Source organism: Janthinobacterium sp. JC611 (assembly GCF_018682595.1).
Lineage (GTDB): Bacteria > Pseudomonadota > Gammaproteobacteria > Burkholderiales > Burkholderiaceae_D > Janthinobacterium.
The window spans coordinates 13,698-36,991 of record NZ_JAFLJN010000003.1 but is presented as its reverse complement, the minus strand read 5'-3'; the positions used below and the strand labels follow the sequence as shown (position 1 = coordinate 36,991).

The 23,294-nt window shown below is 65.1% G+C and carries 22 protein-coding genes; 7 read left to right on the top strand and 15 right to left on the bottom strand.

Going from position 1 to position 23,294, the window contains the following annotated elements:
* Positions 1 to 17 precede the first annotated feature (17 nt).
* From J0O65_RS03065 to J0O65_RS03045, 5 genes are all read right to left on the bottom strand, one after another.
* The gene (locus J0O65_RS03065) at positions 18 to 884 is read right to left on the bottom strand and encodes a putative selenate ABC transporter substrate-binding protein (protein ID WP_215404022.1); all 867 of its coding nucleotides are present in this window, start codon (positions 882 to 884) and stop codon (positions 18 to 20) included.
* 27 nt (positions 885 to 911) lie between these two features.
* Positions 912 to 1,976: a selenide, water dikinase SelD gene (selD, locus tag J0O65_RS03060; RefSeq protein ID WP_215404020.1), complete on the bottom strand. Its 1,065-nt coding sequence runs from the start codon at positions 1,974 to 1,976 to the stop codon at positions 912 to 914.
* A gap of 45 nt (positions 1,977 to 2,021) precedes the next feature.
* Entirely contained in the window at positions 2,022 to 3,113 is a 1,092-nt protein-coding gene (gene mnmH, locus J0O65_RS03055) for a tRNA 2-selenouridine(34) synthase MnmH (RefSeq protein ID WP_215404018.1), read from the bottom strand.
* Positions 3,114 to 3,179: 66 nt separating this feature from the next.
* A complete protein-coding gene (locus J0O65_RS03050; protein WP_215404016.1) occupies positions 3,180 to 3,869 on the bottom strand; it encodes an LrgB family protein in 690 nt (229 codons plus the stop codon).
* Complete coding sequence (locus tag J0O65_RS03045; RefSeq protein ID WP_215404014.1) at positions 3,866 to 4,324, bottom strand: CidA/LrgA family protein; 459 nt, start codon at positions 4,322 to 4,324, stop codon at positions 3,866 to 3,868. Before J0O65_RS03045 ends, J0O65_RS03050 begins: the two co-directional genes overlap by 4 nt.
* 103 nt (positions 4,325 to 4,427) lie before the next feature.
* Between J0O65_RS03045 and J0O65_RS03040 the strand changes: the two genes are divergently transcribed.
* From J0O65_RS03040 to J0O65_RS03025, 4 genes are all read left to right on the top strand, one after another.
* A complete protein-coding gene (locus tag J0O65_RS03040; protein ID WP_215404012.1) occupies positions 4,428 to 5,336 on the top strand; it encodes a LysR family transcriptional regulator in 909 nt (302 codons plus the stop codon).
* Positions 5,337 to 5,361: 25 nt separating this feature from the next.
* The gene (locus J0O65_RS03035; protein WP_215404010.1) at positions 5,362 to 6,180 is read left to right on the top strand and encodes a glutaminyl-peptide cyclotransferase; all 819 of its coding nucleotides are present in this window, start codon (positions 5,362 to 5,364) and stop codon (positions 6,178 to 6,180) included.
* 81 nt (positions 6,181 to 6,261) lie between these two features.
* A complete protein-coding gene (locus tag J0O65_RS03030) occupies positions 6,262 to 7,116 on the top strand; it encodes a hypothetical protein (RefSeq protein ID WP_215404008.1) in 855 nt (284 codons plus the stop codon).
* Entirely contained in the window at positions 7,113 to 7,754 is a 642-nt protein-coding gene (locus tag J0O65_RS03025) for a hypothetical protein (protein ID WP_215404006.1), read from the top strand. Before J0O65_RS03030 ends, J0O65_RS03025 begins: the two co-directional genes overlap by 4 nt.
* 81 nt (positions 7,755 to 7,835) lie before the next feature.
* On the opposite strand, the gene J0O65_RS03020 is transcribed toward J0O65_RS03025, so the two are convergent.
* The 10 genes from J0O65_RS03020 to J0O65_RS02975 form a co-directional block, all read right to left on the bottom strand.
* Positions 7,836 to 8,084: a DUF3297 family protein gene (locus tag J0O65_RS03020; RefSeq protein ID WP_010398340.1), complete on the bottom strand. Its 249-nt coding sequence runs from the start codon at positions 8,082 to 8,084 to the stop codon at positions 7,836 to 7,838.
* A 133-nt stretch (positions 8,085 to 8,217) separates the two neighbouring features.
* Complete coding sequence (locus tag J0O65_RS03015) at positions 8,218 to 8,508, bottom strand: hypothetical protein (protein WP_215404004.1); 291 nt, start codon at positions 8,506 to 8,508, stop codon at positions 8,218 to 8,220.
* A 197-nt stretch (positions 8,509 to 8,705) separates the two neighbouring features.
* Positions 8,706 to 9,107, bottom strand: coding sequence for a GFA family protein (locus tag J0O65_RS03010; protein WP_215404002.1), 402 nt, complete (start codon positions 9,105 to 9,107; stop codon positions 8,706 to 8,708).
* Positions 9,108 to 9,118: 11 nt separating this feature from the next.
* Complete coding sequence (locus tag J0O65_RS03005; protein WP_215404000.1) at positions 9,119 to 10,891, bottom strand: ABC transporter ATP-binding protein; 1,773 nt, start codon at positions 10,889 to 10,891, stop codon at positions 9,119 to 9,121.
* The gene (locus tag J0O65_RS03000; RefSeq protein WP_215403998.1) at positions 10,888 to 11,442 is read right to left on the bottom strand and encodes a hypothetical protein; all 555 of its coding nucleotides are present in this window, start codon (positions 11,440 to 11,442) and stop codon (positions 10,888 to 10,890) included. Before J0O65_RS03000 ends, J0O65_RS03005 begins: the two co-directional genes overlap by 4 nt.
* Complete coding sequence (locus J0O65_RS02995) at positions 11,442 to 11,975, bottom strand: MauE/DoxX family redox-associated membrane protein (protein ID WP_215403996.1); 534 nt, start codon at positions 11,973 to 11,975, stop codon at positions 11,442 to 11,444. Before J0O65_RS02995 ends, J0O65_RS03000 begins: the two co-directional genes overlap by 1 nt.
* The gene (locus tag J0O65_RS02990) at positions 11,969 to 12,835 is read right to left on the bottom strand and encodes an SDH family Clp fold serine proteinase (RefSeq protein ID WP_215403995.1); all 867 of its coding nucleotides are present in this window, start codon (positions 12,833 to 12,835) and stop codon (positions 11,969 to 11,971) included. Before J0O65_RS02990 ends, J0O65_RS02995 begins: the two co-directional genes overlap by 7 nt.
* Positions 12,817 to 13,830 carry an ATP-grasp domain-containing protein gene (locus J0O65_RS02985; protein WP_215403994.1) on the bottom strand — a complete coding sequence of 338 codons (1,014 nt, stop codon included), beginning with the start codon at positions 13,828 to 13,830 and terminating at the stop codon, positions 12,817 to 12,819. Before J0O65_RS02985 ends, J0O65_RS02990 begins: the two co-directional genes overlap by 19 nt.
* Before the next feature lie 80 nt (positions 13,831 to 13,910).
* Entirely contained in the window at positions 13,911 to 14,174 is a 264-nt protein-coding gene (locus J0O65_RS02980) for a hypothetical protein (RefSeq protein WP_251373347.1), read from the bottom strand.
* Between the two features lie 122 nt (positions 14,175 to 14,296).
* The gene (locus tag J0O65_RS02975) at positions 14,297 to 14,485 is read right to left on the bottom strand and encodes a hypothetical protein (RefSeq protein ID WP_215403993.1); all 189 of its coding nucleotides are present in this window, start codon (positions 14,483 to 14,485) and stop codon (positions 14,297 to 14,299) included.
* A 299-nt stretch (positions 14,486 to 14,784) separates the two neighbouring features.
* Between J0O65_RS02975 and J0O65_RS02970 the strand changes: the two genes are divergently transcribed.
* From J0O65_RS02970 to J0O65_RS02960, 3 genes are all read left to right on the top strand, one after another.
* Complete coding sequence (locus J0O65_RS02970) at positions 14,785 to 15,165, top strand: hypothetical protein (protein ID WP_215403992.1); 381 nt, start codon at positions 14,785 to 14,787, stop codon at positions 15,163 to 15,165.
* A 7-nt stretch (positions 15,166 to 15,172) separates the two neighbouring features.
* A complete protein-coding gene (locus J0O65_RS02965) occupies positions 15,173 to 15,505 on the top strand; it encodes an immunity protein Imm33 domain-containing protein (protein WP_215403991.1) in 333 nt (110 codons plus the stop codon).
* Positions 15,506 to 15,591: 86 nt separating this feature from the next.
* Complete coding sequence (locus J0O65_RS02960; RefSeq protein WP_215403990.1) at positions 15,592 to 23,184, top strand: glycoside hydrolase family 18 protein; 7,593 nt, start codon at positions 15,592 to 15,594, stop codon at positions 23,182 to 23,184.
* The last annotated feature ends 110 nt before the right edge of the window (positions 23,185 to 23,294 follow it).

Here is a 23,294-nt window from a genome sequence, read left to right as displayed (position 1 = left end):
CCGGCAAGTTTCAGCAGTTACTTCAACAACTTGGCATCGCGCGCAGCCGCTTCGATATCCTTGTAGTTCTCGGCCTTGGTGGGGATGAACTTCGTGGCGCGCTGCAACTCGAGGATTTCCTTGCCTTCCGGCGTGGATGCGTCGAGCGCCAGGAAGGCGTCCGTCAGCTTCTTGCGCACGACGGGGTTCATGTCGGCGCGCACGCTCCAGTTGTAATCGTAGTAGCCGGGCGTCGTGTAGAACACGCGCACCTTGGCGGGATCGACTTTTTTCGCTTCCACCAGTTTTTCCCACACGGAAATGTTCAAGGTGCCCGCATCGACCTTGCCGCCGGCCACGGCCGCCACGGTGGCGTCATGCGCACCGGAAAACGCGATGCGCTTCATGTCCGTGTCCGGATTGATCTTGGCGGCCAGCAAGTAGTAACGCGGCATCAAGTGGCCGGAGGTCGACGATTCCGAGCCGAACGTGAAATTCTTGCCTTTCAGGTCGGACAATTGATTGATGTCCTTGCTGGTGGTCACAAAAACCGAGCGGAACTTCGTGTCTTCCTCGCGCTGCACCAGCGGCACGATCTTGCCGCCGCTGCGCACGTTCGCTTGCACGAAGGTAAAGCCGCCGAACCAGACCATGTCGAGCTTGTGATTGATCAAGCCTTCCACGGACGCCGCATAATCGGTGACGGGCGTAAATTCCACCTTCATGCCCAGCTTTTTCTCCAGGTAGCTGCCCAGCGGCTTGAACTTGCGCTGCAATTCCGTCGGCGCTTCGTCGGGGATGGCCGACACGCGCAATACTTGCTGCGCCTGCGCCAGGCCGCTGTGGATGGCCAGGGTGGCGGCGACGGTGGCCAGGATGGCGGGGAACTTGGAGAAGTTGCTCATGTTTTTACCTTTTCTGAATGTTACGAATTAAATGACGGAAATCCCGGTACTGCCATCCTGCATCTCGCCGATGACGACGGCGTCGCCAAAGCCTTCGGCGCGGAAAATCGCCAGCACTTGCTCGACGGCTTCCGGCGCACAGGCCACCAGCAGGGGGCCGGCCGTTTGCGGGTCCGTCAGGATCGCCTTGTCGATGGCGCTCAGGCTGTCGGACAGCGCCACTTGCGCGCCGTAACCCTGCCAGTTGCGACCGGAAGCACCCGTGATGTTGCCATTCTGCGCCAGTTGCTGCACTTGCGGCAGCAGCGGCACATCGTCCATGGCGATGCGCGCCTGCAACCTGGCGCCGCGCGCCAGTTCCAGGGTGTGACCGAGCAAGCCGAAGCCCGTCACGTCCGTCAGCGCGTGCACGCCTTCCAGCAGGGCCAGTTTCTTGCCCGGGGTATTCAATTTGGTGGTGTTGGCGATCAGCGAGGCATAGCCATCCGCGTCCAGCGCATTCTTTTTCAGCGCGGCCGACAGGATGCCCACGCCGATCGGCTTGCCCAACACCAGTTTATCGCCGGCGCGCGCACCCGCGTTGCGTTTCACTTGCGACGGGTGCACCAGGCCCAGCACGACCAGGCCATAGATCGGTTCGACGGAATCGATGGTGTGGCCGCCCGCGATGGGGATACCGGCCTGGGCGCAGATGGTTTCGCCGCCTTTCAAGATGAGGCCGATGGTTTCCACGGGCAGCTTGTTGATCGGCATGCCGACCAGGGCCAGCGCCATGATGGGCGTGCCGCCCATGGCGTACACGTCGGAAATGGCGTTGGTGGCGGCGATGCGGCCGAAGTCGAACGGGTCGTCGACGATGGGCATGAAGAAATCCGTCGTGGCGATCAGCGCCTGCTCATCGTTGAGCTGGTAGACGGCCGCGTCATCCGAGGTTTCTATGCCAACCAGCAATTCCTTCGGCAGGGGAAAGCCGCCGCTGCCCTTCAAGATGTCGGCCAGCACGCCGGGCGCGATCTTGCAGCCGCAGCCGCCGCCATGGGCAAATTCGGTCAAGCGGATGGGTGTATTGGGTGTTGCTGCGCTATCGGACATGGTCGTCATCCTGCTCAAAAAGGTCATTAAAAGCTGCGCCGGCGCTTACGCGGCGCTGGCGGCACGGGGTTCGCCGACGATAGCACATAATGCGCGCGCGGCTTGCTCAAAGGCATGTTCTGAAATGTCGGGCAGCACCAGCGGCGTCGCCTGGGCATAGCGGCTGAAGTTGCGGGCGATCGATTGCCGGTAGACGGGATCGTAATGCTGCACCAGCAACTGTTCCACCAGCTCGGCCATGCGGCCAGACGTGGCCAGTTGCTGCCAGTGGGCGATTTTCTCCTTGCCATGCAGCTGCGTCAACAGGGCCAGCTGCGTATTCAGGCGTGCCGGATCGCCGACGAAATGCGCATAGTCCTGCATCAGCAATTGCACGCGCTCCCCGAGGTCCAGACGCACGTCGGTGCAAGTGGCCGCGCGCATCTTTTCCATCAGGGCGTCGGGCACGCGCAGCCGGCCCACTTTCTTGCTTTCGGATTCGATGAAGACGGGCAGCGCCGGGTCGAAGGTGCGCAGTTGCTGCCACAGCGCGCTTTCAAACGCTTTTTGCGACGGCTGGTCCGCGTCCGGCAAGCCGCCCAGCACGGAGCCGCGGTGGGCCGCCAGGTCTTCCAGGTCGATCACTTGCGCGCCCTGGCGGTCCAGCACCTGCAGCAAACGGCTCTTGCCGCTGCCCGTGGGACCGCACAGCACGTTGATGAAGTCGAAGCGCTGGGGCAGGGTGGCCAGTTCGGCGTTCACGTGGCGCCGGTAATCCTTGTAGCCGCCTTCGAGCTGGGTGACGGGCCAGCCGATGCGCGCCAGGATGTGCGCCATGGCGCCGCTGCGGTTGCCGCCGCGCCAGCAGTAGACGAGCGGTTTCCAGTGTTGCGGGTGGCCGAGGAAACCGTCTTCGATATGTCGCGCGATGTTCTTGGCCACCAGCGCCGCGCCCAGCTTCTTTGCCTCGAAGGCGCTGGTCTGTTTATATAGGGTGCCGACGCGTACGCGCTGCTCGTCGTCCAGCACGGGCAGGTTGACGGCGCCCGGCAAATGGTCTTCCGCGAACTCGGACGGGCTGCGCACGTCGATGATGGCATCGAATTCATGCAGGCGCGGCAGGATGTCGCTGAAGGGAAGGACTGCGGGGTATTTCATCGTGGCGCGGCTGCTTGGAATAGGGAAAGGCGTATTATCCCCGATAAAGGCCTTCCCCGTGGACCGTTAGCCCAACAATCTGCCCAGCAGCGGCGCCAGCAGCACCGTCACGACGCCCGAGAATATCATCGTCAGGCTGGCCACGGCGCCTTCTTCCGTGCCCACGCGGCGCGCCACGGACAGGCCGAAGCCGTGCGCGGCCGCGCCATACGGGGCGCCGCGGGCGATGCGCATGCGCAAGGGCAGCAGTTTCAAGAGCGGCTTGCCCAGCATCAGACCGAACAAGCCAGTCATGACGACGAAGATGCCCGTCAGCTGGGCCGAGCCGCCCATGTGGCGCGACGCTTCCAGCGCGAACGGCGTCGATACGGAACGGGCCAGCAGGCTGCGCGCCATGTCGCCATGCACGCCAAGCACGCTGTCCAGCAGCAGGGTGGCGGCCACCGAAGCCACGATGCCGGCGCAGCTGCCCAGCGACAGGGCCAGCCAGTGCTTGCGGATCAGCTTGCGCTCCTGGAAGATGGGCAGCGCAAACGCAATGGTGGCCGGGCCCAGCAGCCATGGCAGCCAGCGCGTCTCGCCGAAATACGTGGCGAACGGCGTCGAGGTGGCCTGCACGATGACGATCAATATCGCCGAGGTGCAGATGGCGGGCGTGAGCAGGAAGTGCGGATGGCGGCGGTGCACGGCCTGGTTGGCGTAGAACAGGACCAGGGTCAGCAGCAAGAACAGCAGGGACAGGAGCAGGGTGCTCATGCCTGCTCCCTGGCTGCGCGCTGGCGCCGCAGTGTTTGCAGGCGCAGCTTGCGCTCATGGCGGCACACCCATTCCACGGTGAAGGCCGTGGCCAGCATCACGCTGGCAAAGCCCAGGCCGATATTCACGAACAGCATCAGCCCTTGCGACTTCAGCAGCTGCGTAAATTGCACCACGGAGACGACGAGCGGGATAAAAAACAGCAGCATGTTGGCCAGCAGCCAGTTCGCGCCCAGTTCGATGGCGGCGGGACGCACCCAGCCCGCCAGCAGCAGGGCCACCAGCACGAACAGGCCGACGACGCCGCCGGAAAACGGCAGGTGCAGGGCGGAAGCGGCTTCATCGGCCAGCCACCAGGCGGCGATCAGCACGCCCACTTGCCACACGGTCTGCGCGGGCTGGCGCCAGGCAGGGATGGAGGGCGGGGCGGCGGTGGAACAGTGCAAGGCTTTCACGGCGGGCTTTCAAACGGCAGGGGGAGGTTTTCATTGTAGTGAGCCCACATCGAAAGATAAAATGACTTAAACTCATGATTATCATTCGATATTGGAATGCATCATGGATATCCGCTCCCTGCGCTACTTCGTCGAAGTGGTCGAGCAGAACAGTTTTACGCGCGCGGCCGCCAGGCTGCATGTGACGCAGCCCACCGTCAGCAAGATGATCCAGCAACTGGAACAGTCGCTGGACCTGGCCTTGCTGGACCGCGCGGGCAAGCGCTTTACCCTGACGGACGCGGGCAAGGTGGTGCTGTCGCGCGCGCATGAACTGCTGGCCTTGCACGCGGAACTGAAGGTGGAATTGCGCGACCTCCAGCAGCTGGAACGGGGCGAGCTGCGCGTCGGCGTGTCGCCGCAAACGCATTCCACGCTGGCGCCATGGCTGGCCGAGTACCACCAGCGCTATCCGGGCATCGAGCTGAAGATGTACGAGAGCGGCACGCAAGCGATCGAGCGCGACTTGCGCACGGGCACGGTGGAACTGGGCACCATGCTCGACTATCCGGGCAATGCGGCCACCTGGCAGGATTTCGAGGCGCTGCCGCTCGTGCGCTCGCCCCTGTGCTTGCTGGCGGCGCCCGGCTCGCCGTGGCAGGGACGCGCTGCCGTGGCCCTGGCCGAGCTGGCCGACAGTCCCTTCATCTTCTATGGCGCCACCTTCGCCCTGAACGATATCGTGCTCGACGCCTGCCAGCGGGCCGGTTTCGCGCCGCGCATCACGGGCCGCAGCGGCCAGTGGGATTTCATCGCGTCGCTGGTGCGGCTGGGCGTGGGCATTTGCCTGCTGCCGAAGATGTATTGCGACACCCTGGAACCGTCGCAGTTTGCCGTCATTCCCCTGACCGGCCCGCCCGTGGAGTGGAATTTGATGCTGGCCTGGCGGCGCGGAGGACGGCTGTCGTTCGCCGCGCGCGCGTGGCTGGAGCTCGTCAGGGCGCGCATGGCGCAGCCCGGGCGATTACAATAGGCGCTCGCCAACCACCGTCAAGCATATGAAGAACACCGGAAAAGTCAGACTCAAGCGCGCGGCAGGCTCGCTGCTGCTGGGATTGCTATGCACCATGGGCCTGATGAGCGAAATGGGTTACGCCCAGGCCGCCATTCCCGTGTATGGATACTTTGTCAAGAATACCTATCCGCACGACCCCCAGGCCTTCACCCAGGGACTGCTGTTCAAGGACGGCCATTTGTATGAAAGCACGGGCCAGAATGGCCAGTCTTCCTTGCGCAAGGTGGAACTGGCGACCGGTAAAGTCTTACAGAAAACCATGCTGGACAAGAGCGTGTTCGGCGAAGGCATCACGGACGTGGGCGATGACATCCTGGGTTTGACGTGGATGTCGCAGACCGGCTATGTGTTTGACCAGAAAACCTTCAAGCTCAAGCGCAAATTCAGCTACCCGGGCGAAGGCTGGGGCCTGGCCAGCGACGGCCAATTCGTCTACATGAGCGACGGTAGTGCCGCCATTCGCGTGCTCAATCCGAAAACCCTGATGGAAGTGCGCCGTGTCGAGGTGAAGGCGGAAGGCCGCCCCATCGAGCGCCTGAACGAGCTGGAAATGGTGGACGGGGAATTGTTTGCCAATGTGTGGGGCGCGGACGTGATCGCCCGCATCGACCCGGCCAGCGGCAAGGTTGTCGGCTGGATCGACCTGACGGGCTTGTTGCCGCCCGCCCAGCGGGGCACGGCCAATCCCGACGCCGTGCTCAACGGCATCGCCTGGGATGCGCGCGGCAAGCGCTTGTTTGTCACGGGCAAACTGTGGCCGAAGCTGTTCGAGATCGAGCTGATCGAAATCCAGCGCCGTTGATGTTTCCTAACGGACAGTGTTGCTGAGGGGGAATCGGCTATCATGCTCATCCTTCGCCTGGTGCGACTCCCTCAGGATGCCATGCTGTCCCTCACTTTATGCCGCCTGGCGACCGCCGCCGGCTTGCTTGCCGCCATCTTGCCCGCCGCGCGGGCGCAATCGCCATACGTGCCGGTGATGCGGCAATACGGCGACTTCGTCGTCACGCGCGACCGCCACGACCCGCTCGTCACCTTGTCTTTCCGCCAGCACGGCTATTGGCCCGGCGGCGCGCGCGAAGTGGTGGAAGTGCGGCCCCTGAAGGCCAGGCGCGAAGGCCAGCCCATGCTGCTGGCGTTCACCAAGGGCTATACGGGCCAGGGCACGATATTGATCGGCGTGCAGAACGGCGAACCGCTGATGCGCCCCGTCAGTCCTTTGCGGCGCGACGACATGGTGCGCACGGAACGCGACCCCGAATGGGGCGTGCCGCAGCCGGGCCGCAGCGAAATACTGCTGTTTGCCCGCGACGGCCGCGCGCTCGATACGGACACGGGCGAACTGCTGTGGTATGACGTGCCGGGCAGCGTCAGCGGCGACTATCCGCAAGCCATGCTGGTCTCCATCTCGCCCGACAACCGCCGCGCCGCTTATCTGACGAATGCGCTGACGAAGGTGGGGATTGTCGTCGCCACGCGCGACGATGGCATCGCCGGCGCCGTGACCTTGCCGCCCGACACGTATCAGCGCTGGTTCAAGCCACTCGAGGATGCCGCCAGGACGCAGGCCGGTATCGCCATCAAGGCGCGCCAGGGCCGCACGGATTCGCACCGCATCCGGCGCGAACTGGAACTGGCCTGGTTCGGCCAGCAATTTCAATGGAAACAAGGCAAGAATGGCTGGCAAGTGACGGGCCTGGGTCTCAGTTCCACGCCGCCGGAAGGAAAACAGCCATGACACCCCCTAAACTGATCGCCGGCTGCCTGGCCGCCTCCTTGCTGGCCGGCTGCGTGCACGGGGAAATATTCGCCCAGGATTATCTGGCGCAAGAGATCGACAGGCAACAAGCGTTGCTGGAACTGGACGTGGTCTTTGGCAAAGAACCCGATGACCAGCTGACGTCGCGCGTGACGGCCCGCAACAGCGTGCAATACGCGGGCGCGCCGCATATCGTCGTGCCGTTTTACCAGAAGGGCCTGGGCTTCGACCAGGGCTTCGCGGGCACCTACATGTTTGCCGTGCCGTATCCGATCGCCAAGGTGGAAACGGCCACGGCCAGCAGCCGCGTGTTTGGCCAGAAACTCGATGGCCAGCAGCCGGGCAGCCCGCGCTACCGCTTCCGCGTGCCGGGCAAGGCGCAGTGGAACAGCAATGAAACCTTCATGCTGAGCTTTGAACGCAAGGGCCGCCGCGAAGAAATCACCTTCCGCTTCAGCAACGAGCAAAGCTGCCCGTCCGCCTTCCTGGCCACCACGCCGAAATACGGCTTCCCCATCAAGGTCGTCGCCACCTTCAAGGATGATAAAGGGTGCCTGAAAGTGTGCGACAGCCGCGAGCAGTGGCCGGGTTTCTGCGCCTTCCAGCCGCCGGCTTGAGCGGCAATGAAGACGGACTCGTGCCTGCAGACGTAAAAAAGGCCGATGAAGATCGGCCTCGATGAGCACTGCAGGTGTTGCTTAGCGGTAAAACGCTTCGACTTTGCCCTTCAGCTTGATCTGCAGCGGACGGCCGCGGCGGTCCAGGGACTTGGTCGAAGCGACCTTGATCCAGCGTTCGCTGATGCAATATTCTTCCACGTCAAGGCGTTCCTTGTCGTTGAAGCGGATGCCGACGTCGTTCTCGAACACGGCTGCGACGTGGTAAGGGCTGCTCGGGTCGATCGACAGGCGATCGGGCAATGGGGGTAAGGTAGTGGTATCGTTCATGGCCCACATTATCGCCCAGAATGCCGATCCAGACAACGGCCTTTCGCGCGCCCTGGTCATGCGGGGCGCGCAATGACGGGTCCATGCTGCCGTGGATTACCGGCTGGGTTACCGGGAATCACACGGCCGGTAATCAGGACTTGTCATCATTCTTGTGGCTTTGACGTCCCGCTTCCACGTGCTGCTCATGCGTGCCGCCCCGCATGCCGGAGCCGGAACCCGATTGCTGCCCCGATTGTTGGCCAGACTGCTGCGAGCCCGATTGCCTGTCGCCGTCATTCTTGTGGCTCTGGCGGCCTGCCTCGACATGCTGCTCGTGCGTGCCACCCTGGGTGCCGCCCGACGATTGGCGGCTGCCGGACTGTTTGTCCGCCTGCTGGCTGCCCGATTGGCGGCCGGTCTTGTCGTTGCTGTTGGAAGTCATGGTCACCCCCCTATGGTTAGTCTGCGTCGTCATCCGGCCACAATTGGCATCACGGATGTTCCTGCCCGAGCTCCGGCGCCATGCAGCACCGTTGCAACCATTCTCCCTGCCTGCGTCGGCTGTAACCATCGGGGCACCACCTGTCGCCACGTAGGAAAACTCCGCGGCGGATGACAACCATTTCCACATTGCATGAGTTACAGATGCCGCGTTTCCTGCGGCGGCGTGTCCCACTCGTCATGCCTGCCGTCGACAAAGGTGATGGGCGCCTGGGCCAGTTCGGCGATCGAGGCATCGTCGAGACAGCTGACGCCGATGCCGACAAACGGACCGCTGCGGGCGGAATCGCCGTGGCCGAACGGCCGCACGCCGCAATGACGGCAAAAATAGTGGCGCTCGCGGCCGGCGCCGAAACGGTACTCGCTCAAGTCCGCCTCGCCGGCCAGCAGGCGGAAGGCCGAGGGCGGCACCAGGCTGGCCCAGCAGCGAATCTTCAGGCAGTAGGAACAGTTGCAGCGCAGGCTGGGCGCCGCCAGATCGATCTCGGCCGCGAAGCGCACGGCGCCGCAGTGGCAACTGCCATGGTAGGTTTTTTTCATCGTGTCTTACTTTACAGCGTTGCCGCGCTAGCATGCAACTGCTGGAATTGCGACAGTTGCTGCTGCATCAACCGCGCATACTGGCCGCCCGCGCGCAGCAGTTCGGCGTGCGTGCCTTGCTGGCATATCCTGCCTTTGTCCATGACGATGATGCGGTCCGCTTTGACGATGGTGGAAAAACGGTGGGCGATGATGATGGTGGTGCGTCCTTGCATCAGGGTATCGAGGGCTTGCTGCACCTGCTGTTCGCTGGCGGCGTCGAGCGCGCTGGTGGCTTCATCCAGGATGAGGATTTTCGGCGCGCGCAGGATGGCGCGGGCAATCGCGATGCGCTGCTTTTGCCCACCGGACAATTGCACGCCCCGTTCGCCCACCAGGGTCTCGTAGCCGTCCGGAAAGGCCGTGATGAAATCGTGGGCGTGCGCCAGGCACGCCGCCGCCAGCATCTCGTCGCGCGTCACCTGGCGGTCCGGCACGGCAAAGGCGATATTGTCGGCGATGCTGCCTGAAAACAGGGCCGGTTCCTGTTCCACCACGGCCATCTGGCGGCGCAGCTGGGTCACGCCCAGCACGTGCGCATCGACGCCGTCGAATTGCAGACTGCCCGCGTCAATCTGATAGTGGCCGAGCACCAGGCTGGCGATGGTGGACTTGCCCGCGCCCGAGGCGCCGACGAGGGCGATTTTTTCGCCCGCGCGTATGGAAAGGCTGACGCCGTCGAGGGCCGTGACCTGCGTGCGCTCGGGATACGAAAAACGCACGTCGCGCAGCGCGATATGGCCAGCCAGCGGCGGCTGCGGCGCCGCCTCGGACACGGGACGGTGGCTGCGCAGGATCTCGAAGATGCGATCGGTCGAGCCCATGGTGCGCATCCACGTGTTCCAGAATTCGCTGATGGAGCCGGCGGTGTCCGTCACCATGCTGGCATAGATGACGAAGGCCGTCAGCTCGCCCACGCTCAGGCGGCCCTGGCCGATCAGGTGGGCGCCGAAGCACAGCGTGGTCAGCAGGGCCACGAAGGCCAGCAAGCCCTGCGCGCCCTGGAACACGGCCAGCAGCCGCGTGCCGGCCAGCGATACGCCCAGCAGTTGCCGCATGGCTTGCGCGTAGCGGGTCATGGCGCCGCCTTGCTGGTTGAACGCCTGCACCAGGCGCGCATGGGCAAAGTATTCCTGCGCCACCTTGCCGCTGGCGGCCAGGGTGGTCGAAATGGCCCGCGCGCGCAGCCGGTAATTGCTGCCTGATAATTTACCGAGATACAGGCTGACGGGTATGAACAGGGCCAGCGGCAGGCTCAGCATGGGCGACAGCTGCAACAGCATGGCGATGCCGCCCAAAAAGACGCACAGCGAGCGCAGGGCATTGGCCGCGCCGATGGTCAGGCTTTCATGCAGGGCCGACACGTCCGAGGTGAGCCTGCTGTTCAGCTCGCCGCCATGGTGCTTGTCGAAAAAAGCGATGGGCTGGTTGATCACCACGTCGAACAGGCGCCGGCGCACCCCCATGACGATGATGTGGCCGCCCGATTGCAGCAGGTAGAAGCGCGCGGCCGAGGCCAGCGCATACAGCAGGCTGAAGCCCAGCATGGCGGCGGCCATGCCCGGCGTGACGCCGCGCCGCGTCAGTGCCGCCACGTTGTCGATGAAATACGCGATGGCTTGCGGAAAGGCCAGCTGCGCGCCCACAGTGAGTGCCATGCACAGCAAGCCGGCGGCGATGCGCCAGCGCACGGGATACAGCAGGCGCAGCCGTTCCAGGTGGGGGCCGACGTTCAGATGGCTCATGCGGCGCGCTCCTGCGACGGTTCGGCGTGCAATTGTCCCACGAGGGCCAGCCAGTCGTCGTCGCCGATCAGGCCGGCTGCTTCAACTTGCCCCTGGTAATTGACAAAGACATAAGATGGCGAGCTCATCAGAGGATTCACGCGCCGGTAGTCGCGCAGCGCAAGTCGCGCTGTGGCCGCCCGCAACTGCTTGCCTGGCAAGAAGGCGAGCAGCCGGCGGGCCGGCTCTTCGCTGAGCAGCCACAGGGCCAGGCCAGCGTCGCGCGCCAGCGGCAGCAGCCGTTCGATGCCTGCCAGCTTTTCCTCGCATTTCGGGCAGCGGCTGGCCAGGAACAGCAGCACGGCCGCCTGGCCGCTGGCGCCCGGCTGGAAACGAGCGCCGCCAGCCAGCGGACGGGCGTACACGGCCGGCAGGGGCTGGCCCGGCTCCAGTGCCGTGGGCGCGATGCGTTCGCGGCGGCTGGCGCGCAGCACGGCCAGGCTGAGCCAGATATTGCCGGCGAGGGCAAACGCCAGGGCCGCCAGTACCCATTGCAAGGTGGTGGCATCCATCAGTAGGCCTTGGCCAGGGTGGCGATGTCGTGCAGGGAAATCGTGGCCACGCAGACGATGGCCGCCAGTCCGGCTGCCAATGCCGTGCCGGCGACGGGCAAGGTCGTTTCTTGCTCCAGCGCAAAGTAAGCGCCGTTGATGCCGACCACCAGCATGTTGCGCAGCAAGTCGTACCGCGACACGGGCCGCGCCGCTTCGCCGAAGCAGCTGCAGCGCACCACGCTGTGCGTGAAATACCGCCAGGCCAGGATGGCGGTGAGGGTAGTCAACAGCAAGAGCGACAGCAGCATGGGTATGTGGATACCGCCCGCCAGCAGCCAGCCGGAAAGCAGTAATTCAGCCATCACCAGGGCCGGCGCGGCCAGGCTGGCGGCGGCGGGCGGCACGCCGAACGAGGTGGCCAGGTTGCCGCGAAAGTCGCTGTAGCCGCGCAGCTTGCCCACGCTGGCCGCCAGCAGCAGCAAGGCGATGCAGTAGCGCGCGGTATCGGCCAGTAAGGCGGCCAAGGACGGGCCCAAAAGCGGGGTCAGCATTGTGTGCCCCACACGGGCGCGTAGCCGCCCGGACGCTGGCGCCGCAGTTGCACACCGTCGCGCGTGGCCAGCAGGGCATCGTTCCACGGCTCGTCCGGCGCGTTGCGCAGGGCGCCGCCTATGCTGGCCTGCAATTGCGTCGAAATGACCCAACCCAGCCGTTCGGCGTGGGCGTCGCGCGCCATGTTCAAGCCCAGCTGCGCCAGCTCTTCGCGCGTCAAGGCATAGTTATGCGAGTGATAGCCAGTCACCAGTCGGGTGACGATGGCGCGCCGCGCCTCGGGTGTCGCGTCTGGCAATTGCCAGGCCAGCAACTCCTCGCCGATCTGCTCCAGTTCCAGGGTGGTGCGGTAAAAGGCCGTCAGGGAAGGGGGAAAGATGCTGCCGCACAACAGGGACAGCGATTGCTGGCGCGCTTCGGCCGCATCCACGCCGAACCACTGCTGCGCCATGTCGCCGAACACCTTGATGTCGAGGCTGGAAATGGCGCCGCCATCAACGCCGTCGAGCTGCGGGTCGATGGGCGAGAACAGAGCAAGGTCGCCGGCGACGATCTCATCCGCGCCCAGGGCCAGCAGGGTGGCGGCCGATTCGCAGTGGAAGGGCACGATAAAACTCAGGTGGCGCGCATGCTGGCGCAGCAGAAGGGCGATGCGGCGCGCCGCATTGACGATGCCGCCGCGTCCGTGCAGCACCACGTCGAGACGCGCCACGGGGCCGAGGCCCTGGCACAGCTCGTACAAGGCGGGCAGCAGCTCCATGTCCAGGTGTGAGGCGGCCAGGACGATGGCTCGGCTGTCGCGCGCCTGCTCCAGTTCGCGCAGATGGAGGGAAATCACGCTCAGGTCTGGTTGCGGCATAGCGCTCCTTCAATCAGGGTATCGGCCACGCTTTCCAGCAGGGGCAGGGCGGGCACCAGTTGTTGTACGTACAAGAATTGACCCACAGGATTGTTTTCCAGGAAAACATATTCGCCCTCGGGCGTGACGATCAGGTCCAGCGCGCCATATTCGAGGCCATAGCTGTGCACGAAAGCGAGGCAGCGCTGGTGTACGTCTGCCGGCAAGGTGGCTGCTTCATAGCGGATGGGGGCTGACATGTCGCGCGAATCGACGGCCGTGCGGGCATCGTCCTGGGAATACAGGCGCGCGGCGAACAGGCGCTTGCCGATCACGGTGATCCGCAGTTCGTATTGCTTGGCGATATATTCCTGGAACTGGCAGCTCAGTTCGGCGACGGCGTCCAGGCTGTCCAGCATGGCCTCGTCGACGATGGTGGTGCCGATGCCGGCGCTGATCCTGTCGGCATCCTCGACCGCTTCGGCGGCCAGGCTGGGCGTGGACATGCTCTTGAAAATGATGGGTCCTTTGATGGCGGCGCGGAAGGCGCGCACGTCGCCGGGCACGTTCGTAATCACGGTGGCGGGCACGCGAAAGCCCATGCGCGCGGCCCGTGCAAGCTGTTCGCCTTTCCATTGGGCGCCACGCAAGGCCAGCGGATGGCTGAGCCAGTAGCAATCGAGTCCGTACAGCACGCTGAAGATGGCTTGCTCCGTTTCCAGCTGGGCATAGGCGCGCTCCTGTGGGGACAGCTCGGCGCTGGCGTAGGCATAGTCGGCCGGCTTGCGCAGCCAGACGGCGCCCACTTGCTGCAAGTCAAGCCAGTCTCCATCTGGCAAGTGGCGCAGGCGGGCGCTGGCGCGGCCGTCCTGCAGTTGCTGGGACAGCTGGTAATCGCGAGGAAAGGCGTCGAGATCGATGCGGAAGGGGGCATGGCCGCGGGCGGCGAGGATGGATTCGACCAGGTCGGCGTGCAGGTCGCCGCTATGGCTGATAATCAAAACCTTTTTGTGCATGGATGGGGCCTGCGGCAAGGGAAGATGAAAAGACTGATGAAAAAGCCTTGCCATGGCAAGGCTTTCAGTTGACGAACGTATCAGCAGAACGCTCCACCGTCACTCGAACCGATACGCGAATAGCGGTATTGCTCTTCGCTGTCGACAGCCGTGCAGCCGGCCACAGCGACGCCGTCGCGCACCTTCCAGGGCGCAGGACGCGCTGGCTTTTCCTGTACTTTCTTTTCCGCCAGTTTGAATGCGAACAGCTTGGTTTCCTCTTTCTCGCACATGAAAATATCCTCGGTTAATGGTTGTATTCCGATTTGCTTGAATAATTTCTTATTTAAAAATGGAATCGCCAATTGACGTTGATGAAATGAAGTTATTCATTGCGCGCAGAAAAGCCGCGCCGCCATTGGCGCCAGTGTGAATATCAGGGAGTAAATGGCAGCCCCGCGGGCGGGGCTTTATGATGCGGCGAAGATTAGCAATACTGGCCGCTGTCGTTCGGCTTGAGGCGCGAAGAGTCGCGATACTGGTCGTCGCTGCCGACCGCGGTGCAGCCGGCAACGGCGACGCCGTCGCGCACTTTCCATGCGGTGGCGGGCGCCTCCTGTTTTTGTACCTTTTTTTCAGCCAGTTTGAATGCGAACAATTTGGTTTGATTTTGCATTGTACTATCCTCTTGTGATGGTTAAGTACTGCTTGCGCTGTATGCCATGGTATATGGCCATTCGATATTAGCGCTGGAATAAATAGGCGTCAACTTGAATTGAATGGCATTCTCGATTATCTGAACACAATACTCACCAAATATCACGCAGGTCGCTCCTATTATTGCAGTGCGATAAATGAAGATTGCCGATTTAAATGATGGCACCTTGCTTGATTATTGGTGGCAAGCGGATCGCCATTGCCCGCGGCCACGCACTATAATGGCGCCTGTTGAATCGACAAGGCAGGAGTCACCGTATGGAATTGGCAGTCACCGACAGCTTGCGGCAACAGGCGCATGCGCTGGCCGCGGCCTTCGTGCAAACGCTGGACCGGCGCGATCCTGTTGCGCTGCAACGCGACTGGGCCTTGTCGCCGGCCGTGGCCGGGGAGGCCATCGAAATGCTCGACAGCTATTTTGCGGCGCACCAGGTATTGTCCCTGGCGCCGCTGGCGCAGGCCTTTGTGCCGGGCAAGGGCGGCCGACCGGCCGTCGACGTGTATGCCACCGACGCCGGAGCGCTGGGCCTGGAATGCCTGCTGCTGGCCGATGGCAAGCCTGGCGAGGCGATCCTGCACCTGGAAATATCCGGCCACGACGGCGCGCCGCGCCTGCATTACCACTACATCGGATCCTGAAAACACCATGACTGAACGCATCAGCGAAACACAGCGGCGCATCTGCGACAAATTCGGCTTGCCCGCCCAGGCGCCCGAGCCCATGGTGGCCCTGGCCATCGGCAGCCTGGCGCAGTCACCGATCTACGGCACGCGCATCGTGCTGCCGGACAACGGCACCATCAGCTGGTTCATCCATTGCGGCGAGCACGACGACGCCCCGGACTTTTACCAGCCCCTGCATGCCGAACACCTGCACGAGATGTTGCCGCAAGTGCTAGATTACCTGGCCTTGCCCAGCGGCGCCAGGTTCATCCTCGACCGGGAAGGCTATGAGGATGTCTGGACGGAGGAGGGCTAGGCTGTCCATGTAAGTTTTGCTCAGTTATAAATATTTCTTCTGGACTAGACTCTCATTTCCTTAATCTCCCTGGACACGGAGCCGAGATGAAAAAGTCTACTGCGGAATACGGATTGAAATGGCAGTTCCACAAGCGCAACGGGGTCGATACCATCGTGTTGCTGAACGCCAGCGAGCAGGATATCTACATTTCCAGCCTGGAAATCACCCTGAATATTGCCATCGGCACGGCTGTGGGCCACAAGGGCCTCGATGCCATTGTCGACGAGGAAAAGGTGGAAGAGAAGGACCGGCAACAACGAAAGGAAGAGATTTTCCTGGAGGAGATGCAAAAGCATGAGGGCTCGTTCGCCGATCAGGCGCTGGCCGCCACGGATGTCTACTTCGCGCCTTGGGGGGCGCTCGCGGCGTCGGAGGCGCACGCGGCACAGTACTCGCGCGCCATCTGCGGCGGCGAGAGCGGCATGATGGCGGTCGTCAGCGTCGGCCAGTACGAGCAGGTCGAGCTTGCACTTGGCTGCAAGCCGGAATATGTGTATCAGGTCAAGTACCCGCGCAAGCCGGCCGTCATCCCGGCCAACCTGGGCCGCGACTTGTCGTACGTCAGCAGTTTCAAATACCTGGTCTGCCGTTCCTCGCTGCATGGCCTGACGCGCCTGCCATCGATCCGCGTCCAGTTAGACGGCGGCAGCGACTGGCTGGACGTGCCGCTCGATCTGCTGCAGGCCAGCATGGGCGACAAGCGCAGCCGCGTGATCGACCAGTCCTGCCGCAGCCTCGTGACGGCTGCCGCCTTCTCGCGCCGCTCGCTAGGCTATTACGCGAACTATTTCGGCTACCAGCGCGACGTCTTCATCCGCGACGTGCCGTTCCAGAACATCAACGAGTTGTCGTATGGCATGTTCACCATCAACCCGGACGGCACGCCCGCCAGTTCCGACCAATGGGGCGACGACTGGCAGCTGTCGTCGCTGCAATTCATGAAACAGCTCAATCCCGACCTGAAAGTGCACCTGATCGTCGGCGGCTGGCCCAAAGTGATGGAATTTGAGGTGTGCGACTGCGCCACCCTGTCCGAGATGCAGGAATTGGCGTCGCGCGCCGGGCCGTTCAACCAGGATGCCGTGCTCAGCGTGTACCGCGTCAAGAACGGGCTGGCAGGGGCCGAGATGTACTATCGCCTGTGGGCGCCGCTGAAGGTGAATGACAGCGTGATGCCGGCCTGCGCGACGCCCACCCGCTTTGCCTGGATGATGGGCTTCCTGCCCGCCTTCATCGATGGCCGCTGGGAAAATGTCATGCGCGCGGTCGGCAGTGAGACGTACGGCACCGGCGCGCGCGCCGCCTATGCGCCGGCAGACAGCGTGCGCATCCAGTTGGCGCTGGCCGCTGCGCTGCAGCAGAAGATTCAGCCTGCCGCGGAACTGTTCGCCATGATAGGCGGGGATCAGGACAAAGCCCGGCGCTTTGCCAACGCTATGGTGCACACCGTGGTGCTGATGGGCTTTGACGGTATCGAGATCGACTGGGAGTATCCGGGCAAGGACGACGGGCCCGCCTACGTGCGCATCCTCGAGGCGCTGCGCGCCGCCGAGGCCAATGCCAGCTTGAATCCGGAGCGGCGCAAGATTTACCTGGGCATCGCCTCGCCGGCCGCGGCGGCCAAGATCCGCGTGATCGATAGCGGGGAATTGCCGTCCGGCACAGACAGCTACTGGCGCCCCATCGGACGCCTGGTCGACACCATCCACATGATGACCTACGACTACGGCGGTCCCTGGCTCGCCTATTCGGATTTCAACGCGCCCATGCTGCCCGCGTCCGACGCGGGCGCGGGAGAACAGCCGAGTGGCGTGCGCGAGACGCTCGCCACCATGCTCGGCTATGCCGACCGCCTGTGCTTTACGCGCCAGCAGCTGTCGCTGGGCCTGCCCATCTATGGGCGCGGCGTGAACGTGGTGCCGGAGGCGGGCGGCCAGCGCGATCCCGGCGCGCGCCTGGGCATCAATTGCCGCACGGACGGCCCCGCCGAGGGACAGTTCGCCGATCAGCCCGGCACCTATCTGTACAGCCATATCGCCAGCCAGATGAAGCTGGGCAGCCGTTCCGACAAGTTTCCCAATTTCGTGGCGCCCGGCCTGCATCCGAAGGCGCGCGCGCCTTACCTGTACGTGCCGGCGCGCGATGGCATGCCAGCCATTTCCGTGACGTATGACGATCCCGCGTCGATACGCGAGAAGATCCGCTATGCCAAGACGGAATCGCTGGGCGGCGTCATGGCCTGGGACTTGTCGGGCGACTTGCCGGCCAGCGATCCGCGCTCCGTGCTGCGCGCCATCGGCGACGAATTGCGCCAGGAACGCCCGCCCGCGCAGCCTGAACTGCTGGCCTTGCCCGATTCCAGCCTGTACCGGCGCGCGGCCAGGGAAGGCGCGGCGCTGCCCGCCCGTCCCCTGTGGAACGTGGGACGCGACTATGGCGCGCCGCTGGAAAGCCGCGACATGGCGGTGAGCGCCGCGGTGCTGGCCATGGCGGCCCTGCCGGGCGGCCGTCTGGCGCTGGCCCTGGCGGACGGCGCGGTGCAGATCATGGCGCCCAACCGCGGCGTTGCGCCGTGGGAGTGGGAAGCCCGTGCCGTCTGGCATCTGGCCGCGCCCGCGGTTGCGCTGCTGGCGCTACCTTCGGGCCGCCTGCTTGCATTGCAGCAAAATGGCGACCTGGCGCGCATCGATGCGCAAGACGACCCGGCGCCGGTGCAGCGCATCGCCGCCGGGCTGGCGCCGCAGGCGGGCAGCTTGCTGGCCGGCTGGGGCGAACAGGCGCTGTACTTCGATGGCGCGGCGCTGCGCACCGTCACCGCACCGGCCCTGCGCGAGCAGGCATGGCAGGTGTCGCCGCCCATGGCGCTGGCGGCCAGCGCGCTCGTCGCGCTGCCAGGCGGCTTGCTGCTGAGCGGCGGCGCGCGCAGCGCCGAGCTGCCATCGGTGGCCTTGTGGAAGATCGATGGCGGCAAGCTGGCCTTGCAGGCGGCCGTGCCCCGTTCCGGCAAGGAAGACTGGGGCGCCATCGCCTTCTTGAGCGCCTTGTCCGACGGCGCCGTGGCGGCCCTGACGGCAAATGGCAATTATCAGGCCTATGGCCCGGCGGCGCTGCAGCCGGAACGGCCGCAGGCGGCCACCTGGGCCGCGCTCAGCGACGGCGAGCAAGCCGGACGCGCGCTGCTGCCGCTGCCGCAGGGCGGCTTTCTCAGCATTAGCGACGGCGCCTACATGTTCTGGGGCCGGCGCGGCACCGGCTACGTGATGCTGCAGCGCCTCAGTTCAAGCCGCTCGGCCGACGCGGCCGCCGTGCTGGACAATGGCGACGTGGTGATCGCCAAGGGCCGCGAACTGCGCTACCTGGCGGCGCGCGGCTGGCCCCGCGCGCAGGCCGTCCTCCAGCCCAGCTGGAATTGGCGCGATGCGGACGATGGCCGTTCCTGGCTGCATCATCTGGCCGCCGCCGGCAACCAGGCCGGCATGGCGCAAGCGCTGGCGGAAGGCGCGCCGCCCGAGCTGCAGGCCGCCGATGCGGCCAGCGGCGCGCAGGAGAGCCTCGTCGAAACGGCCTTGCGCGCGCAGCACTGCGCCATTTTGCCCCAGTTGACCGCGGCCGGCGCGCCCTTGTGGAGCGGCGGCAACGCCGAGCGCACGAGCGCCTTGCTGAACGAACCCGTGCTGGCCGCCTTGCTGCCGCCGGAACTGCTGGCCAGCACGCCCTACCTGTTGCCCAACCTGCCGCTGGCGGGCGCACCGATCGCGCCCGCGACGGCGGCCTTCCTGAGCGACAATCCGCGCATCGCCACCCTGATCGCCACGGCGCTGGCGCCCGTGCTGCCGGAAACGGCGCGGCAAGTGCAGCACCTGGTGCAGGATTACGCCATCGACGAGGCCTTGCTGGCGGCGGCGCGCGGGGAGGGCGACACCTGCCTGATGCATTTACTGGTGCCCGACGGCGCCCGGGCCGACGATTGCAAGCAGGCCGAGGGCGTGGGCGAGGATTTACGGCAGGTGCTGGCGCAGTTGCTGGGCCAGCGCCATGCCGACCCCGACGCCTTCATCGCCGCCATCGACGCCATCTGGACGGCGGCGGACAAGGTGCGGCCGTGGCGCCGCCAGGAATGCCGCCAGCTGGTGGCCGCCGCCGCGCGGCCCAAGCGCCCGGACGCCTACCGCGTCGTCAGCGAACCGGCCGTCTACGAGCAGGCGCTGCTGCATTACGCCGCGCTGGTGGAGCTGGGCTGGCCGGCGCCCGCCGGTGAACCGCAGGCGACCCTGGCCCAGCGCGCGCCGGCCCACTATCGCATGCTGATGCAGGCCGGGCGCGACGCCCTGACGCCGAACGGCTGGGACGATCCAGTGCTGCGCACCGATCTTGCCGAACGGGCCTTGCCGAACGCGGTGACGGCCTTGCTGGACATGGCGCCGTGGATGGCCGCGCCCATGGGCGCGGCTGCCGATGCGCTGATCGGCGGCATGGGGGCGGCCGTGCGCGCGTATCACCAGCAGGAACTGGACGCGGGCCGGCTGGTCGCGTCCGACCTGGCGGCGGTGCAGGACCCGTACACGGCCCTGGGTGAATTTTCCGGCGGCCCGGCCATGGCCGGCCTGGCCATGCAGCAATTGCTGCTGTGGTCTTGCACGACGCAGCAGGGCGCCGCCCTGGCCGTGCCCGCCGCAGCTGCATTGCTGGCCCTGCGCGCGCCCGCGCCGTGGATACCGCAAGGCGACGTGAACGCCTATGCGCAACAGTGGTTCAGCTGGGCGGAAGATCCGCCATATCTGGCGCAGGACCCCACGGCGCTGCCGGAACAGACGGAGGCCGTCACGCCGCTACCCGCGCGCAGCAGCAATGCCCCCGTGCGCCGCGTGCTCGATGCGGCCGACACGTCGGCCGTGCCCGACATCGACGAGGAAGCAAGCCGGCGGCGGCGCCTGGAACAGAGCGTGCGCGCCACGCAGATGAAATTCATGGTGCAGACGTGGCAAAACAATATGCTGGTCGACAGCAAGCTGCAGGCGCAGGAGGATGAGCGCCTGCTGAAAAGCCCGTACACGGCGCGCATCGACGAACTGACCCGCCACGCGGCGCAGGCCGATGCGACTCTGAGCAATACGCGGGCGCGCCGCGAGCTGGTCAGGGACCTGGAGAACAAGCCGTTCAGCATGTCGGCAGCCGAGCTGCGCAAGGCCGGTATCGACGTCAAGTTGCCCGCAGGCATGAGCGAAGACCAGCGCTTGCCCGACGACCTGTATGACGACGCGCTCGAACACGAGCATGCGCGGCTCGACGGCGTGGAAAAGGAGGCGGTGGCCGCGCGCAGCAAGGCGATCGGCGAAGTCGACAGCCTGCGTCGCAAGCGCGACATGGACCCGCAGCGCCTGCGCCAGCTGGAGCAGCAGGCCAAGCTCAAGGGACAGCTGGAGGCGGCCCAGCGCAAGATCAGCAAGATGCAGGATTATGCGCTGCTGGCCGACAGCATCGCCCACTACGGCGCCTCGGCACTCGACTGGCTGCAAGACAAGGGCGTGATTTCGGGCAAGTTTGCCGAAGTGGCCAAGACCATATTGACGTGGGCCAACCGCGTCGTGCAGATCGGCATCGCCGTGGCCACCATCGCCTATGGCTGGAAACAGATGCGCGCCATGCAGGGACTCGGGTCGATCGGCACGGGTGGCAGCATCTCGATGATGTTTTCCATCGGCATGGCCGCGTTCAATATCGTGCAGTGCGCCATCTTCGGTCCGCCGCCCGACCCGATGGAAGAAATGTACAAGGCCTTGAGCAAGCAGATCGAAGAGGTGGGCAAGGCCTTGCAGGAAAGCCTGGCCGCCATGTCGCAGCAACTGGCGTCGATGCAGGCCGGTATCTACAACCGCCTGGACGGCATCGAAGACAAGATCGACGGCCTGGGCCGCGAACTGGGGCGCCAGATGGCGGAACTGTCGGCGCAGATGGACGAAGGTTTCGCGGCCGGCCGCGCCGAGACGCGGCAAGCCACGGGCCAGCTGCTGCTGGCCATGCAGCGGGGCTTCGACAGCGTCGAGCGCCGTTTCGACCTGATCGAGGATAGGCTGGGCAGCGACTTGCATTACCTGCAAGAAATGATGACCGTCAGCCTGATGGATGACTATGCGACGATGGACATCGCCATCGCCAATGCCGAGACGGAAAGCCTGCATGCGCCGACGGCGGCGGACGACGGCCCGCGTCTGGCAGACGACCCCGTGCGCCTGGCCGACTACCGCAACCGCCTGGTGAATGGCGTGCGCAACAAGCTGATGGGCTTGTCGCGCCGCAGGCTCGAAGACACGCTCGACAGCAGCTGGCTGCAAACCTGGCCGCTGCCGGCCGGCGTGGCGACGCGCCAGGCGGGACAGGCGAGCATCAACCGCATCGGCGATTGCCATGACTTTTATGTGCGCCGCAGTACGGGGGCGGAGGAGGCCAGCCAGCGCGTGTACTTTTCCGCCGCCTATGGCAAGACGGTGGCCAACCGCTTGCTCTGGGTGTCCGAACGGCTGATGCAGTTTTCCGATCATCCGCAGGGCATGATTGCCGACCTGGATGAACTGATCGTGGCGCCTTCGGAAACGCTGCACGGATTTCTCAGCGACTTTGCCGACAATCAACCGTTTCTCGATGCCTTGATCGATGACTACGTGCAGGCGCTGGCCAGCCTCGCGGCCCGCTGCCGCGCCATCATTCCCGTGCAGGGCAGCCAGGAATGGCGGCTGCCGCCGGGCCGGCTGGGCGACGCCGTCTTGCTGCATGGCTTGATGTTCGACGCCGTTCCCGTGCTCGATCTGACGGAGCTGGAAGTGGAGAGTATTGCGGCAACGCAGTTGGCCGAGCGCGCCAGCCACCTGGGGAGCCTGTCGCGCTTCCTGACCAGCCCGAGCCTGGGCTGGCGCGCCGTCAAGCTGCAGCGCGTGCTGGCCGTGGCCCACGCCTTGCGCGTGGCCGACCTGTCGCTGACCAGCGACGCGGGTCAAGTCACGCTGTGGGTGTCCTTCCGCGGCGCGCGCCAGCCGGTAGCCCAGCTGCGCCTGGTGGCGGGGCAGGTGGTCGACAGCCAGTTGTTGATCATCGGCAATAGCTTGCTGGTGCAGATACAGCGTGCCATGCAGCCCGTGCAGCAGCGCTGGATCGCGCAGTACAACGGCCGCATCGCGGCCGATGCGAAAGCGGAACTGGCGGCGCTCGATGGCAGCGTGGCGCGTCTGATCCAGTTCATGGCGCTGGCGGGCCTGGCCGAGACGGCCATGTCTGAAACGCTGAGTCTGATCTGGACGTCGGGCCGCCTGTCCGCCTATCTGGCCAGCCAGGCCAGCCTGGCGAGCGGTGCGCAAGGTAATCAGTTCAGTCCGCCAGTAGCCGCCATGCTGCAAGCGGGCCAGGCCAGCGCCGATGCGGCGCGCGCACGCTTGCGCGCCACGCTGGCGGCGCGTGCCGGGCGCGAGGAGGATGACGTCGGGCGCGATCCCCTGGTCGACCGGCTGCGCCAGGAAACGCATGCGCTGCTGGAACGCGCGCTGGCGCACCGCGCCATGCTGCAGCGCTGCGTGCTGCCACCGCTGCTGGGCGCGCTGGATCCCGAACCGGCGCCCAGGCCGCAGGGGGAGGGCGCCCTGACGTAGGCAAGCGGCTGGCTGCGCGTATATACATTTATTTGCAATAGTGCTATGTTGCAATAGTGGCCCCATCAGGGCCACCATGCGCCGCATGTCCGGCATGGCCGGACATGCGG

Coding starts and splice junctions, on each gene's coding strand:
- J0O65_RS02975 (WP_215403993.1), bottom strand. CDS start 14,485: ATGCAAAATCAAACCAAATTGTTCGCATTCAAACTGGCTGAAAAAAAG.
- J0O65_RS03000 (WP_215403998.1), bottom strand. CDS start 11,442: ATGGATGCCACCACCTTGCAATGGGTACTGGCGGCCCTGGCGTTTGCC.
- J0O65_RS03010 (WP_215404002.1), bottom strand. CDS start 9,107: ATGAAAAAAACCTACCATGGCAGTTGCCACTGCGGCGCCGTGCGCTTC.
- J0O65_RS03025 (WP_215404006.1), top strand. CDS start 7,113: ATGACACCCCCTAAACTGATCGCCGGCTGCCTGGCCGCCTCCTTGCTG.
- J0O65_RS03035 (WP_215404010.1), top strand. CDS start 5,362: ATGAAGAACACCGGAAAAGTCAGACTCAAGCGCGCGGCAGGCTCGCTG.
- selD (WP_215404020.1), bottom strand. CDS start 1,976: ATGTCCGATAGCGCAGCAACACCCAATACACCCATCCGCTTGACCGAA.
- J0O65_RS02965 (WP_215403991.1), top strand. CDS start 15,173: ATGACTGAACGCATCAGCGAAACACAGCGGCGCATCTGCGACAAATTC.
- mnmH (WP_215404018.1), bottom strand. CDS start 3,113: ATGAAATACCCCGCAGTCCTTCCCTTCAGCGACATCCTGCCGCGCCTG.
- J0O65_RS03030 (WP_215404008.1), top strand. CDS start 6,262: ATGCTGTCCCTCACTTTATGCCGCCTGGCGACCGCCGCCGGCTTGCTT.
- J0O65_RS03065 (WP_215404022.1), bottom strand. CDS start 884: ATGAGCAACTTCTCCAAGTTCCCCGCCATCCTGGCCACCGTCGCCGCC.
- J0O65_RS02970 (WP_215403992.1), top strand. CDS start 14,785: ATGGAATTGGCAGTCACCGACAGCTTGCGGCAACAGGCGCATGCGCTG.
- J0O65_RS03015 (WP_215404004.1), bottom strand. CDS start 8,508: ATGACTTCCAACAGCAACGACAAGACCGGCCGCCAATCGGGCAGCCAG.
- J0O65_RS02960 (WP_215403990.1), top strand. CDS start 15,592: ATGAAAAAGTCTACTGCGGAATACGGATTGAAATGGCAGTTCCACAAG.
- J0O65_RS03040 (WP_215404012.1), top strand. CDS start 4,428: ATGGATATCCGCTCCCTGCGCTACTTCGTCGAAGTGGTCGAGCAGAAC.
- J0O65_RS03005 (WP_215404000.1), bottom strand. CDS start 10,891: ATGAGCCATCTGAACGTCGGCCCCCACCTGGAACGGCTGCGCCTGCTG.
- J0O65_RS02995 (WP_215403996.1), bottom strand. CDS start 11,975: ATGCTGACCCCGCTTTTGGGCCCGTCCTTGGCCGCCTTACTGGCCGAT.
- J0O65_RS02985 (WP_215403994.1), bottom strand. CDS start 13,830: ATGCACAAAAAGGTTTTGATTATCAGCCATAGCGGCGACCTGCACGCC.
- J0O65_RS03050 (WP_215404016.1), bottom strand. CDS start 3,869: ATGAGCACCCTGCTCCTGTCCCTGCTGTTCTTGCTGCTGACCCTGGTC.
- J0O65_RS02990 (WP_215403995.1), bottom strand. CDS start 12,835: ATGCCGCAACCAGACCTGAGCGTGATTTCCCTCCATCTGCGCGAACTG.
- J0O65_RS03020 (WP_010398340.1), bottom strand. CDS start 8,084: ATGAACGATACCACTACCTTACCCCCATTGCCCGATCGCCTGTCGATC.